This window comes from Pannonibacter phragmitetus DSM 14782, assembly GCF_000382365.1.
GTDB lineage: Bacteria > Pseudomonadota > Alphaproteobacteria > Rhizobiales > Stappiaceae > Pannonibacter > Pannonibacter phragmitetus.
The window spans coordinates 1-13,178 of record NZ_KB908243.1 but is presented as its reverse complement, the minus strand read 5'-3'; the positions used below and the strand labels follow the sequence as shown (position 1 = coordinate 13,178).

Genomic DNA, 13,178 nt, shown 5'->3' with positions numbered 1-13,178 from the left:
CGTTGCTGCTGCGCGGATCAGGCAAAGCTTCAAAACAAGCGGCAAATCTACTCATCGCGACCTCCTGGGACGGAGAACTCATGAATCGATTTGCCTCAGTAAAACAACCCCTTATTCGACATATGCGATTCCCCTGCCCTTGAGGGGGAGATGCCCCCGGCAGGGGGGGGAGGGGGGTAACTGACTGTCCGGTTGTGAGAGAGATGGTGCTCTGCCGAAACGCTGCTACCCCCCTCTGTCTGCTCGCGCAGACATCTCCCCCTCAAGGGCAGGGCTACAGTATGCACACATCGTGTTTGAAGCCAAAGACGGTTTGGGGAAAGCCAGCAGTCTGGTTACTCTGGCGCGGCGTTTCAGCCCCCCTCCCCCTCGTGGCTACTGCATGCACACATCGTTGTTGCCTAGGTGTCTGATGTCTGATTCAGTTTTGTTTGAGTTATGAGGAGGGATTGATTGATGGATGCAACGCTTGGCCGGTTTGGCGACCGCCGCCTTGAAAAAGGGGGGCCTTTCTTCTGTCGCGTTTGCAGGGGATTGGGACGCTTCGGGTTCGCCGCCTTGGCGGGAACCGTGCCGGGGAGATGCGGATTACGCGTTTTCTGCGCAATCCGTCCGTGAGCGTTGACGAGATGCTGCTTGAGGCGGGGCAACGGACATCGGTGCGCAGCACCGGTCGTGATGTTCTTGTCATCCAGGACACGACGGTGGTGCGCTCCTGCGGGGGTGGAGGCGACTATCTGCATGTTTCGATTGCACTGGATGAGAGCGATGGTGCGCTGCTTGGTCTTGTTGGCGGTGCCTTTCTGAAGCGCTCTTCGGGCCACAAGGAGAAGCGCCGGGAGCTTCCGGTTGAGGAGAAGGAAAGCTTCCGCTGGCTTGAAAGCACGGAGCAGGCGGCTTCGGTGTGCGCCGGCGCGGGCCGGATCACGGTCATTGCCGATCGTGAGGGGGATATTTACGAGGCTTTTGCGCTGCGTCCCGAGGGGACGGATCTTCTGATCCGCGCGGCGCAGGACCGCAGCCTTGAGGATGGGGGCCGGTTGTTCGCAGCGCTTGAGGGGCTTGCGCTGGCTGGACAGGCGGATATCAGCCTGCCCGCAGGCCCTGGCAGGCGGGCGCGCACGGCGCGGCTTGGGCTGCGCTTTTCCACCCTGAAGCTGGCCCGGCCCAACCGGCGCTTCGCTGCCGGACTGCCCGATGCGGTGGAGATGCAGGTGATCAGCCTGCGCGAGATCGACCCGCCCGCAGGCGTGCAGGCCTTGCATTGGCGGTTGCTGACCACCCGGCCGGTTCGCGATGCAGCCGAAGCCTTTGCCATGGCGGACCTCTACCGCAGACGCTGGACCATCGAACAGCTCTTCCGGACTTTGAAAACCCAGGGTTTTGACATTGAAGGGGTCCGCATTGAGGAGCCCGGACCACGTGACAAGCTTGTCACTGCAGCCTTGATCGCAGCCGTCGCAGTCCAGCAGCTCGTCCATGCCCGGGAGGGCGGAGAGGGGCCGTTGCGGCCATGCACCGATACCTTCGAGCAAGCCGATACCCCCCTGCTCGAGGCTTATTGCGCCAGGCTTGAAGGCAAGACCGAACGGCAGAAAAACCCTCATCCGAAGGGCTCGCTTGCCTATGCTGCCTGGGTCTGCGCACGCCTCGGAGGATGGACAGGATATTACGGAAAACCCGGACCTGTCGTCATGCTGCAGGGATGGCTCGAAATCCAGGCCGCAAAACGGGCAATCAATGCGGTCGGATACGAACACGATGTGTGAATCTGGTAGCCCTCGTGGGGAGGGGTGAGGGGTGGGGGGTAAGCCTTTCCGGCTGGCAGGGTGTTCATTGATTTCAGACAGCTGCTCCTCGAGAGGCCTTTTCAGGTATCTATCTGTCTTTCATATATTTTTCGGCTCAGAGCCCCCCACCCCCACCCCTCACCCCTCCCCACCAGGGGGAGGGGGCGGCAGGCGTCCCCCCGAAAAGCAAACGCCTCATTGCGGGCAGTTTCCAGACCTGATGTGTGAATCTGGTAGCTCAAGGGGGGAGAGGGGTACTGGGGCAAAAGGACAGGCCATTTCTTCTCCTGGCTGCGTCCGATGCGGACACAGCCCTCGTCATGGAGAGGGGAATTGAGGGGCCTCAGCCAGAGAAGCATAGGCCTGAAGCGGCTTGCCTTTTTCGTTGTCAGAGTAACGCCGATGACGTCTGCCCGCTCGATGTGTGAAGGGTATAGCTTGCCCTGGCGAGAGGAGCTGATGCCTGACCCTCTTCCGTATCAGGCCCGCCAGAAGGGTTTTGACACCTCGAGAAGAACGGCAGCCCGCTCGAGGCCGGCGTCCGCCAGAACGCTGTCGGGCTGCGGCAGCAGTTCCTTGCGCAGCATGCGCCGGTAGCTGATCCGGTCCAGCCAGACGCCCAGCCACATGCCAAGCCACACACGGGCCATACGGTGCAAGCCGTGTCCGCTGGCGCGGCCCTGCGCGCTGATGGTTTGATGAGGGAAAATGTAAATGACACTGGGCATGATCTTGCTCTCTGTTCTTTTTTCTTGATGTAGCCGAGGTGATATGCGCAGAAAAATTGAATATTTTTCGGGCTAATGTAACCGGAAGGAACAAAGATGCGCCGCCTGCCTCCTCTGACAGCCCTGCCGGCCTTTGAGGCCGCCGCCCGGCTCGGCTCCGTTACGGCCGCTGCCGGGGAGCTTGGGCGCACTCACAGCGCCATAAGCAAGCAGATCGCCCATCTGTCGGAAGACCTTGGCGGCAGCCTGTTCGAGAAGGCCGGTACGGGGCTGAAGCTGACACCGCGCGGCGAACGGCTGCGGGTTGCGGTCACGGCCGTTCTGGACCAGTTGGACGGGGTGTCGCGCGGCCTCCGGGGCGAGGCGGACGGGAACCATATCACCCTGCTGCTCAGCGCCACCCTGGCCACCCGCTGGCTGACCCCCAGATTGCCGCGCCTCTACCGGACCCATCCGGAAATCGAGATCCGCCTGCTGATGGCCGGGCCCAGCCGGGTGCCCGATCACGAGTTTGACCTGATGCTGAGCTATGACCGGCTTCGCAGCCCTGTGGCTGAACCCGGTGTCACCTCCATCGGCAGCACCTCCTATGGGCCGGTCTGTTCACCGGACTATCCCTTCCACGCGCAGGACGGCATATGGACCGCGCCGGTGAGCCTCACGCATCTGGGGGCGGCCGGAAGCTGGCAGGAGTGGGCGCGCCGTGCCGGCGTCACGTTCCATGCGGTGCAGGATCTGGAGCATCCCCATCATATGCTGGCCATTGAAGGCGCGGCCGCCGGGCTGGGTGTGGCCCTTTCGGAGCGGCGGCTGGTCGAGCGGGATCTGGCCACGGGGCGGCTTGTGGCCCCCCTGGGCTTCGTGGCTGTTCCCGGCGGGTTCCACGCCAAGATGACGGCCAAGGCCGCCCCCCGCAAAGCCGTGCGGAATCTGCTCGGCTGGCTGTCTGCCGAGCTGGAACGGGACCTCCCCTAGGGCGCTGGCGCAAAGGGGGCAGAAGTGCAAGGAAGAGACCAGCCCCGGTGAGCCCCGCTCATAGGGGGGGGGCAAGCCCGTGCGGCGCCTGAGCCATTTCAAGGCGTGATGCGCCAACACCGGCAGGCCTGGTATCAGCCCTTGGCGCCTTGCCCGCGGGAATAGATATCGTCGTAGCGGGTGATGTCGTCTTCGCCGAGATAGGCCCCGGTCTGCACCTCGATCAGCACCATCGGCACCTTGCCGGGGTTCTCCATCCGGTGGATGGCGCCGAGGGGAATATAGACGGACTGATTCTCGGTGAGCAGCTGCACGTCGTCATTCACCGTCACCCTTGCGGTGCCGGACACCACGATCCAGTGTTCGGAGCGGTGCACGTGGCTCTGCAGCGACAGGGCGGCGCCCGGATGCACGACGATGCGCTTGACCTGGAACCGGTCGGCCAGCGCCAGCGTCTCGAACCAGCCCCACGGCCGGTGATCACGCGGGAAGGTCTCGGCCTGGCGCGCGCCTTTTTTCTTCAGCGCCTCGACGGCGAGTTTCACGTCCTGTGCGCGGGACTTGGCGGCCACCAGCACCGCGTCATTCATGGCCACGGCGATCACATCCTTGAGGCCGATGCCGACGATTTGGAGCCCGTCGCTGTCGGAGCGCAGCAGCGTGCCGTCGCAGTCGATGGCGGTGGCCTCGCCGCCGAGGCTGTTGCCGCGGCTGTCCGGGCCCATTTCCTTGGCCACCATGTCCCAGCCGCCCAGATCCGACCAGCCGGCGCCAAAGGGCACGGCCGTGAGGTTGGTGGCGCGCTCCATCACCGCATAGTCGATGGAGATGGATGGTGCGCGGCCAAAGGCCGCCGGGTCAAGCCGCAGGAAGCCGAGGTCGGACCTGGCATCCTCAACCGAGCGGGTGACGGGCTCGACCAGCTGCGGCGCCAGCGCCTGGAAGGCATCGAGAATGGTGGAGACCTTGAACAGGAAGATGCCGGCATTCCACAGATAGGACCCGGCGGCGAGCATCGCCTCGGCCTTGTCCCGGTCCGGCTTCTCGACAAAGCGCTTCAGCGCCACCGGCTCGCCTTCGGCGGCAGCGGCGGAAAGCTCCAGCCAGCCATAACCGGTCTCGGCATGGGTGGGGCGGATGCCGAAGGTGACAATCTGCCCGGCCTCTGCGGCCGGCATGCCGGCAGCCACGGCCGCGCGGAAGGCGGCCGGGTTGGGCACCACATGGTCGGAAGGGGCGACCAGCATCAACCCGTCCGGATCGGTTCTGGCGATGTGCAGCGCTGCGGCCAGCACGGCCGGGGCCGTGTTGCGGGCCTCCGGCTCGATCAGGATGGCGCCGGGATCAATGCCCGCGGCCGCCAGCTGTTCGGTGACTATGAAGCGGTAATCCGAGCCGGTGATGACGACAGGCGCGGCAAAACCCTCCGCCGAAAGCCGCCGCGCCGAGCCCTGGAACAGGCTTTCCCCGCCGATCAGCGGCGCAAACTGCTTCGGATAGCTCTTGCGTGACAAGGGCCAGAGCCGGGTGCCCGAACCGCCAACGAGGAGAAGGGGAGTGATCATGAAAGCCTCACGCTGCAAACTGCGAACAGTCTCTAAAGGAGAAGACGGGTCCCGTAAATCAGCCGCTTGGAGGGAAGGGCGGCTGACCGCATGCGGGGCATCCCTTCCGCCGTACCGGCCGCTTGGTGCGCCGTGCCGCTGCAGCGCATGGTGCCCTTTGCCGGGCCTTGCCGTCTGCCTGAAACGCTTCTCATTCCTGCTTCACGCAAACAGTGCTCCAGCAGCCGGTAACAGGCTCTGAAAATGCGTCCATGCTTCCATAACATGTAGAGGGCGGCATTATTTCTTGATATGCTGCAACGCGGTCAGGCAGACCGGAGAGAACTGGGGAATTGTCCGATTGCGCCTGCCATGGCGGCTGAGAGCTGGTGCGGACTGCAAAGTCTGGTGCCACTGCTTGGTGGTATAGGCTGCCGTGCTTGGTTCGAACGCGGCGAAGCGTGATTTTTGATTGCGATGTCCAGGCCAGGCTGCTGGCCATTTGTTGAAGATCTTCCGGAAGGGGCTTGCCCTTCATGACGAGGCCGCCTGAGTGTGGCATTGCAGAGTTGCTCTGGCACTTTGCGTGCTGACGGGGTGGCCTGATGGCCCGGGGAACCAGCTTGCACCTGATGCGGCGGGGCTCACCAGGGCGGATTTTGCCGCTGTATCCGGGGCAGCAGGCACGCAGGAGCCGTGAGGCCTTGCGGAGAATTTTCAAACCGGATCTTGCCGGATGCCTCTGTTCACGGGGTGTCTGACCAGGAGCCGCCGATTGCCGTTTTGAATGTTGATGGATGCTATTGCATGATTTCAAGACTTGCGGCTGTCCGTAGAGGCAGCGTTGATGCCGTGACCAGAGACCTTGCCGAACCGGCCTGCGAGAGGGCTGGAGCCTTCCGGGACGGCCGGGAAGCGGAGGTCCGGGGATGACGAAAACCGTTCTGGCGATTTCTTCATCCGGCGGCCATTGGGAGCAACTGATGCTCCTGAGGGAGGCATTCGCTGAACACAACGTTGTCTATGCCAACACGTTGTCAGGCCTTGCCGAGCGCAATGGCATTAGCGGCGCCTATCTTGTCGGTGACTGCAATCGAGATACTCCCTTGAAGAACCTCAAGACAGCAGCGCAGATCTTCCGGATCATCTGGAAGCACAAGCCGGACGTCATCATCTCGACCGGAGCGGCGCCCGGCATCATAGCCATTGCGATAGGCCGGATGTTCCGCGCAAGGACGATCTGGATCGACAGCATCGCTAACTCGGAAAAACTCTCGATGAGCGGCAAGATCGCGGGCTATGTCGCCCATCTTCAGCTCACCCAGTGGGAGCATCTGGCCCGTGAGAACGGTCCCCGCTATGCAGGGAGTGTGCTGTGATCCTGCTGACCGTTGGCACCCAGCTGCCCTTTGACAGGCTTGTGGAAGCTGTTGACCGCATAGCGCCCGAGCTGAACGAACCCGTGATTGCCCAGATGGGCAAGAGCAAATATATCTGCCGGAACATCGAAGCGCACGAAAACTTCGGGCCAGTCGAGTTTCAGGAGTACCTTAAAACCTGCAGCAAGATCATTGCTCATGCAGGGATCGGGACAATTCTGAATGCGCAGAAAAATTCGAAGCCAATAATTTTGGTTCCAAGGCTCGCTAAGTTTGGTGAGCATAGAAATGACCATCAGCTAGCTACCTGTCGCTCTTTGGCAAGTCGTAGTGGTATATATGTTTATGATGAACCCGCGTTACTAACGGCTCATTCTGTAAATACAGCCACTGAACCAGTTTTAAATTCCAGAGATGAGCCAAACCGGCTGATGCTGATGAACTCATTGAGAAAAGTTATTAGTGAAGGAGTCCTATTTTGAGCTCTGATTTTTCAAAGGGTTCGATTGTTTGTATTTGTAACTATAGGGGAGTCGGCGGTGCGCAGCTGAATGCGTCTCTAATGGCGGCGGAGTTTGAGAAGAGAGGCTTCAAGGCAGAGGTAATATTCCTTTGCGAAAGGGAGGAAAACTATTCTCCAGCTGTAAAATTTAGAGTTATATTAAAAGACAAGAGGATAAATTTAATTAATATTTGGGTTCTCATTTATAGGCTCCTGAAAATTTTTCGACATGTAAAGCCTGTTGCAGTCTATGGGTTTCAACCTGCTGCAAATGCTTTTGGCGCGATTGCGTCAAAAATAGTGGCGAAAGCAAAATTTATAGCAACACAGCGAAATCCATCTGATAGGCAGTCAAAAATAGGTCGTTTGCTTGATAGAATAATCGGTTCATCATTTCTCTATGATTCCAATATTGCTGTTAGTAATGCTGTGAAGGATTCATACTCTGGTCATGGTCATAAGTACTATTCAAAGATGCTCACGGTTCACAATGGAACGCCAGTCTTAGAGGAGATACAGCTTTCCAAAACTGAGGCGAGGGCTAACTTTTCTATGCCGGAGGGTGCTCTTGTTCTTGGTATTGTTGCGCGGCTTCATAAGCAAAAAAATATAAAATTTGCAATCTCTATTCTGGAAAAGATGCCTCAGGCTGCTCTTTATATTGCAGGAGAGGGTCCGGAAGAAGAGGATCTTAGAGAATACGCAAAGGAAAAGAATGTTCAGGATCGCGTGACCTTTCTGGGATCTATTCATGGGGTGAGGCTGACTGAATTTTACAGAGCTATGGATGTATTTCTTCTAACTTCAATTTATGAAGGATTCGGACGTACTATTGTCGAGGCCCTTTCTCAAGGATTGCCTGTAGTCGCCAATGATATTCCGATCGCACGCGAGGTTGCCGGACATGCTGGTAGATATGCGGTTCTTGATGCTGATGTATGGAAAGAGGCAATTTTGGCTGCCTGCTCGGATCGCGAACCTGGGGTGGCTGTGGCGCGTGCGCGCGAGTTCAGCATCGACCGGATGGCAGCCTCCTATCTTGAGGCAGCAAAACTGACTGACTAGCTCCGGAAGGGCTTCCTGTGATTTATGTTACGTATCTTCTTGGAAGAATTATTCCTGCAGGAATTGGTCTATGCACTATATTGATGCTCTCGCATCTTGCAGATCCCACGACCTACGGCGAATATGCCGTAGCACTTGCTGTTTCTATGATCTTAAATCTTGTATTCTTTCAGTGGAACAGAAGTTCTGTTACCAGGAACTCTGCACATGATCCGGAGGATGTTGTTTCTATTGTTGGTGCTTCAATTGCATTGCATTTCTTGAACATATTTATAGTTATAGTATTGATAATTTCGTATGGATTATTATTTAACCATAGCGTTGCGTCAATTTTGATGATGACTGTTGTGTGCTCCACATCTGATTTTGTTCTCGAAATTGCAAGGGCAACGGGGAAGGCGAAGCAGTATGCTTTTCAGTACGCGATTCGTCAGGTTTTGTTCTTTTTTCTTTCTTATTTTTTGCTAAAATATGGAGTATTTGATTTTGGAATCAATTTGATAGTACTTTCTTACCTGACATCTTTCTCTTTATCTTCGTTGCCGTATATTTTACTTTATATAAAAAAGTTTGGATTTATCTTTTCCAGAGAGTATCTCCTTCTCCATTCTAGATTTGGATTGCCACTGGTTCTTAATTTTAGCCTGTCTGGGCTTATCAATCAGATTGATAAGCTGATTGTCTCTGCTTTCTTGGGGAAAGAGGCGGCTGGCATCTATGCGTTAGCGGTCGACATCACAAAACAGACACTGCTAACACTTATGGAGGCGGTAAACTTGGCCGCATTTCCAAGACTTGTGAAGGCTTATGAAGCAGGTGACGCCTTAAAGTCGACGCATAAAATGCAAGAAAATCTTGATGTTCTTGTTGGTGTATCTCTGCCTGCAACTATCGGATTCATTATGATTCTTCCGAGTGTATCAGGAACGCTTATTGGGCAGGATTTTGCCAAGTCGTTTATGATGGTTGCTCCTCTCATCGCTTGCGCTAGTTTTGTAAGGGGATTGAGAGTTTATTATTTTGATCAGGCCTTCCATTTGACGCGTGAGACTTTCAAGCCTGCGATAAATTCCAGTATCGCCCTTCTGGCTTTGGTCGTCCTTGGATTGATTGGTGTGCGGCACTTGGAGGTTCTGGGGGTATCGCTCGCGGTGCTTCTGTCTGCCATCCTGTCTTGTGCCTTGAGTTTTGGCTTAGGAAGAGGTGCACTCCGGCTTCCTGTTGACTTCTGGCATTTATTTATCTGCTGTGTGTGCACAGCAATTATGGCAATAACAGTGTATCTGGTCGGCTACAATTTCCAGCCAGGCTGGACTTCTGCGTTATTGCAAATCATAACAGGTGCTGTCGTCTACGTTCTGTGCTGCCTATCTTTAAATTATGCGGGATCGAGAGATCTTGTGCTTCGGAGATTGCGCTCGTGAAAAATGGCAATAGAACTCTCAAGTTCATTTCATTTTTGTACTTTTTTATTATCTTAGGCGGCGGCGTTAACATGATTGTAAATGGACCGTCCGATTTTCGTAGTTTTAATGAGGAGAGGTCTCAGTTTACAAATGTTATTTTCTTGGCAAATGGTGGACTTATTTGCCTTCTTTTTATATTGCATCCTGTGAATATCATAAAAGATGTCTATGGGTTCCAATTTTTTTTGCTTTTGATTGCTGTCTCAATTTTTGGGTTGACGGTCTCCTATGACCCTATAAGGACCTTGACTATCGCTCTTTTCTTTTCTATGAACCTATTTGCTTGTCTATACATATGTTCCATTTTACATCCTGTTGATGTTCTGAAAAGTCTTGGGTTGGCTTGTGTTATTTCGGTTTTTATTTCTTTTCTGCTAATATTTGCTTTGCCGAGTTACGGAAGGATGACTTACGTATTCCCTGGAGCATGGCAGGGAATATTCATCCATAAAAACGTACTTGGAAAGTTCGCGACACTTTCTTTGATTGTGTCGCTGTGTCTCAGAGACTATTGGACGCGACCTGTATGGATAACGGCTGTTGTATCGTCTGCTGCCCTTGCGATAGGAACCGGTTCTGCGACATCAACATTGGCTACAGTGATTATAGTGGGGGCGTATATTGCAACCAAGCGCAGGGCATATCTTATGCTCGCGGGTCTTGGTGCGGTTATATTGACCGTGTTTGCCTTCCTTTACACCGAGATAATAATTAGCGCGTTGACGGAGGGCTTTGATAAGTCAGCAACTCTTTCTGGCCGTACGACGCTTTGGGACCTGAGCATACAGTACATCAGCACGAAGCCGCTTCTGGGTTATGGTTTAGGGGCTTTTTGGCGCACCTCCGATGCGCAGGCTCTAAGAGCTGCGGCTGGCTGGGTTGTTCCGCATGCTCATAATGGAGTGCTAGAACTGGCGCTGAATGTTGGATATGCCGGTGTGGCTGCATACTTGATGCTTTTCTGCACACTCATTCGATTTGCGGTGAGGGCGCTCAACTCTGGAACTCAGAGTATTCTTTTGCTGCCGATGTTTGTTGTGATGCACACGGTCATTTACGCTATCGGCGAGGCAAATCTGATGCGGCCTAATTCTTACACCGAGGTGATGTTTGTTGTGGTGCTTTCGTCTGTCTTCAAATTTATGGTTCGTAATGAAGGGCAGGTTCCGCCCAGTTTAGCGTCACGTCCGGGCCTATCTGACTTCCGGAACTATAGTTCGCCATCGTAGTGGCTCGTCCGAAGCGAGCTCTTTCGGAGATTCGAGGATTTTAAACGTCCTAAAGTTCAATCTATGTAATTTTTGATGGAGGGTGTTGTGATTTCCAAATCGTCGAGTATTCCAGCGCTTCAGGTATTCCGAGGACTGGCGGCCTGTTACGTTGCATTTTATCACGTATACATCATACTGATGGAGCCTCAGTATGGTTCAAATACTGTTTTCAGAGATTTTTCTAGGCATGGATTCTTAGGTGTAGCGTTTTTTTTCGTGTTGAGCGGGTTTATCATATCTCTTGCTCATGTGGGCGACATTGGTCGTCAGGATGGATTGCCGTCGTATCTGCGGAAGCGTTTCGTGCGGGTTTACCCAACTTACTGGGTCTATCTCACTGGCTTCATTCTCGCGTCAGCCTTCGGAATTGGGTATCCAGATTTCTCTTGGAGTTCAGTAAATCTAATTTCTTCATACATACTGTTCCCTCTTTCGAATGATGTTACGCTTCCGATCAAGGTGGCTTGGACATTAGTCTACGAAGTTACATTTTATGCATTCTTTGCGGTTCTGATTTTTAGCCGTTTTTGTGGGGCGTTAGTATTCGGTGTCTGGCTTTTATCTGTAATTTCTAATATTTATTTCATAAAGTCAGACGTCTATATCCTGACGCACTGGAATCTGTATTTCATGGCGGGCATTCTTGCATATGCTCTGTACAGGCTGGAATGGCCTAAACTTATCTGGCCTGCGCTTGCCGTTGGAGTGCTTTGCCTTACGGTATATGCGCTGAATGCTGACAGCATCTCTCGTATTCGGGATATCGGAACACAGGAAAATTCTCATTTGCATTTTTTACTTGTTGTATCTTTCTGCCTTCTTGTTCTAGGGGCTGCGCTTCTTGATCAGAAATTTGAAATTAGATGGCCTAGATTGCTGATATTTATCGGTGATGCATCGTATTCTATTTATCTTGTGCACTCTTCAATTATCTCGATCGTTGTTATTATTGCAAGGAAGTTAAAAGTATTTGATTCAATTCCTGTTGAGTTGTTATTTATTGTTATATTTGCGGTTTCTGTGTTTGGTGGGGCTATTGCCTATATTATTGTGGAGCGGCCCATCCTTAGCTTCTTGCGCAGCCGCTGGAGATAGGGCAGCTACGCTGCCTCGTTATGCGCAAATTTTGGTGCGAAATCAGTTTCTCTATCGAAAGGTTCAAATAAGGGAGTTTCGGGTGGTCAGGCGTATTTCGCTATTCATCCTCAGTTATTTGGTCGCACTCGTATGTGGAGCGACAGAGTTTTCAAGCCTCGCTCACGCCGCTTCTGGCTGTAGCCCCTATGACGTTGCGCTTGCGACAACGCCTGTTCCGCCTCAGAGAACTTGGGCATTGAAGCGCTTGGAGGAGCAAGGGCAGATGGTGGCTCAGTCTGGGGGGGTGGATGCCGTTCTGGTGGGGGATTCGATGGGTGAGCGATGGCCTGCAGACCTTTTCAGTTCATTGTTTCCAGGAGAGCGTGTCGCAAACATTGGCCTTGGTTCCGATACGACGCAGGGCCTTCTATGGCGTCTACAGAACGTTGACTATTCATCTCTTAATCCAAGACAGGTTGTTTTGTTTCTAGGTACTAACAACATTCAGACAACGGCTCCGTGTGGCGTTCAAGCTGGAATTCAAAAGGTGATAGAAGTTATGAAAGAAAACTGGAGTCATCTTGAGGTTGTCTACATAATTCCAGTTTTGCCAAGAGGGAGGAATTTTGAATACCTTTCTGATAAAATAGACGAGTTAAATAAGCTGTTTCTGAGTGTTTCGATTAATGGAATAAATGTGGTTGCCATTCCTTCGGCTGTTGATATCGCTTGTCGCGAGGGGGAAAGCCCGATTTGGGAAGTACTTCGAAAATTTTTCCCACTTCCAGCATCTTGTCATCATTATAACGATGATCACCTGCACCTGAGTGATGAGGGATACAAATTCTTGACAGAAAAAGTCAGGCCGCATTTGATATCGCAGCAGTGATCTTGTTTTGCTTTCGCGGGTGTAGCCGGTGCGTGCTATTTATTTCTTGAAGGTGGTTCTCACGGCTGCAAGAGCTGACTAGTGGCGCGGTCCAGCCTTTGAAAAACGGCTGGACCGCTGTCTTGGTCGATCCGCTTCGTCAGCTTGCCGCGAATTTCAACAGGCGGAGGGCTTTGAAGTCGGAGATGCCGCCGCCGACGCGCTTGGTGGGCAAGCATCCGGCGTAGACCGCGTCGGTCTGGTTTGCGGTCAATGGCACTTGTTCTGGCTCTTTGCGAAGCCTGCTTTTCCGAGGGTTCTGCGGCGAGCGAGCTTGGCGATGCGTTCACGGATCATGTCTGTGCCGATGTCTGAGGGATCGAAGAGGCCACCATACCAATCCGCGACTTCGTGATGCTGGGGATGTCGTGGCTTTGCCATTGCTTTCAGGAAGTCTTCGAAGCCGGGTAAGCCGCCGACATCTTCCGGCGGCGCTCGTCGTTCACCGTCAAC

12 protein-coding genes are annotated in these 13,178 nt (G+C 54.0%); 9 read left to right on the top strand and 3 right to left on the bottom strand.

What is annotated here, in order from left to right:
• Positions 1–581 precede the first annotated feature (581 nt).
• On the top strand, positions 582–1,769 hold the full coding sequence (locus H163_RS0121690) for an IS4 family transposase (RefSeq protein WP_019966712.1): 1,188 nt from the start codon (positions 582–584) through the stop codon (positions 1,767–1,769).
• Between the two features lie 500 nt (positions 1,770–2,269).
• Here H163_RS0121690 and H163_RS0121685 read toward each other — a convergent pair whose 3' ends face one another.
• Entirely contained in the window at positions 2,270–2,518 is a 249-nt protein-coding gene (locus H163_RS0121685) for a DUF1127 domain-containing protein (RefSeq protein WP_026356175.1), read from the bottom strand.
• A 96-nt stretch (positions 2,519–2,614) separates the two neighbouring features.
• Here H163_RS0121685 and H163_RS0121680 point away from each other — a divergent pair, with 96 nt between their 5' ends.
• The gene (locus tag H163_RS0121680; protein WP_019966710.1) at positions 2,615–3,493 is read left to right on the top strand and encodes a LysR substrate-binding domain-containing protein; all 879 of its coding nucleotides are present in this window, start codon (positions 2,615–2,617) and stop codon (positions 3,491–3,493) included.
• A 134-nt stretch (positions 3,494–3,627) separates the two neighbouring features.
• Here the strand turns inward: H163_RS0121680 and H163_RS0121675 are convergent, their stop codons facing one another.
• On the bottom strand, positions 3,628–5,058 hold the full coding sequence (locus tag H163_RS0121675; protein ID WP_019966709.1) for a mannose-1-phosphate guanylyltransferase/mannose-6-phosphate isomerase: 1,431 nt from the start codon (positions 5,056–5,058) through the stop codon (positions 3,628–3,630).
• Positions 5,059–5,966: 908 nt separating this feature from the next.
• Between H163_RS0121675 and H163_RS0121670 the strand changes: the two genes are divergently transcribed.
• The 7 genes from H163_RS0121670 (at position 5,967) to H163_RS24150 (ending at position 12,686) form a co-directional block, all read left to right on the top strand.
• Positions 5,967–6,416, top strand: coding sequence for a glycosyltransferase family protein (locus H163_RS0121670; protein WP_019966708.1), 450 nt, complete (start codon positions 5,967–5,969; stop codon positions 6,414–6,416).
• Positions 6,413–6,898 carry a glycosyltransferase gene (locus tag H163_RS24170; protein ID WP_081626088.1) on the top strand — a complete coding sequence of 162 codons (486 nt, stop codon included), beginning with the start codon at positions 6,413–6,415 and terminating at the stop codon, positions 6,896–6,898. The genes H163_RS0121670 and H163_RS24170 overlap by 4 nt, the downstream gene beginning before the upstream one ends.
• Entirely contained in the window at positions 6,895–7,983 is a 1,089-nt protein-coding gene (locus H163_RS24165; RefSeq protein WP_147290452.1) for a glycosyltransferase, read from the top strand. Before H163_RS24170 ends, H163_RS24165 begins: the two co-directional genes overlap by 4 nt.
• A gap of 17 nt (positions 7,984–8,000) precedes the next feature.
• Positions 8,001–9,407: a lipopolysaccharide biosynthesis protein gene (locus H163_RS0121650; protein ID WP_081626086.1), complete on the top strand. Its 1,407-nt coding sequence runs from the start codon at positions 8,001–8,003 to the stop codon at positions 9,405–9,407.
• Positions 9,404–10,678, top strand: coding sequence for an O-antigen ligase family protein (locus tag H163_RS24160; protein WP_115336484.1), 1,275 nt, complete (start codon positions 9,404–9,406; stop codon positions 10,676–10,678). Before H163_RS0121650 ends, H163_RS24160 begins: the two co-directional genes overlap by 4 nt.
• An 87-nt stretch (positions 10,679–10,765) precedes the next feature.
• Positions 10,766–11,815, top strand: coding sequence for an acyltransferase family protein (locus tag H163_RS24155; protein WP_160118275.1), 1,050 nt, complete (start codon positions 10,766–10,768; stop codon positions 11,813–11,815).
• A gap of 265 nt (positions 11,816–12,080) precedes the next feature.
• Positions 12,081–12,686 (top strand): GDSL-type esterase/lipase family protein, encoded by a 606-nt coding sequence (locus H163_RS24150; RefSeq protein WP_081626083.1) that lies wholly within the window; start codon positions 12,081–12,083, stop codon positions 12,684–12,686.
• A gap of 249 nt (positions 12,687–12,935) precedes the next feature.
• On the opposite strand, the gene H163_RS24145 is transcribed toward H163_RS24150, so the two are convergent.
• Positions 12,936–13,178 (bottom strand): plasmid pRiA4b ORF-3 family protein (locus H163_RS24145; protein ID WP_247643342.1); only part of this gene is annotated, 243 nt, incomplete at its 5' end.

What these genes read in the sequence shown, in the direction of transcription:
- H163_RS0121690 (WP_019966712.1), top strand. Translation starts at nt 582, where the DNA reads ATGCGGATTACGCGTTTTCTGCGCAATCCGTCCGTGAGCGTTGACGAG.
- H163_RS0121685 (WP_026356175.1), bottom strand. Translation starts at nt 2,518, where the DNA reads ATGCCCAGTGTCATTTACATTTTCCCTCATCAAACCATCAGCGCGCAG.
- H163_RS0121680 (WP_019966710.1), top strand. Translation starts at nt 2,615, where the DNA reads ATGCGCCGCCTGCCTCCTCTGACAGCCCTGCCGGCCTTTGAGGCCGCC.
- H163_RS0121675 (WP_019966709.1), bottom strand. Translation starts at nt 5,058, where the DNA reads ATGATCACTCCCCTTCTCCTCGTTGGCGGTTCGGGCACCCGGCTCTGG.
- H163_RS0121670 (WP_019966708.1), top strand. Translation starts at nt 5,967, where the DNA reads ATGACGAAAACCGTTCTGGCGATTTCTTCATCCGGCGGCCATTGGGAG.
- H163_RS24150 (WP_081626083.1), top strand. Translation starts at nt 12,081, where the DNA reads ATGGTGGCTCAGTCTGGGGGGGTGGATGCCGTTCTGGTGGGGGATTCG.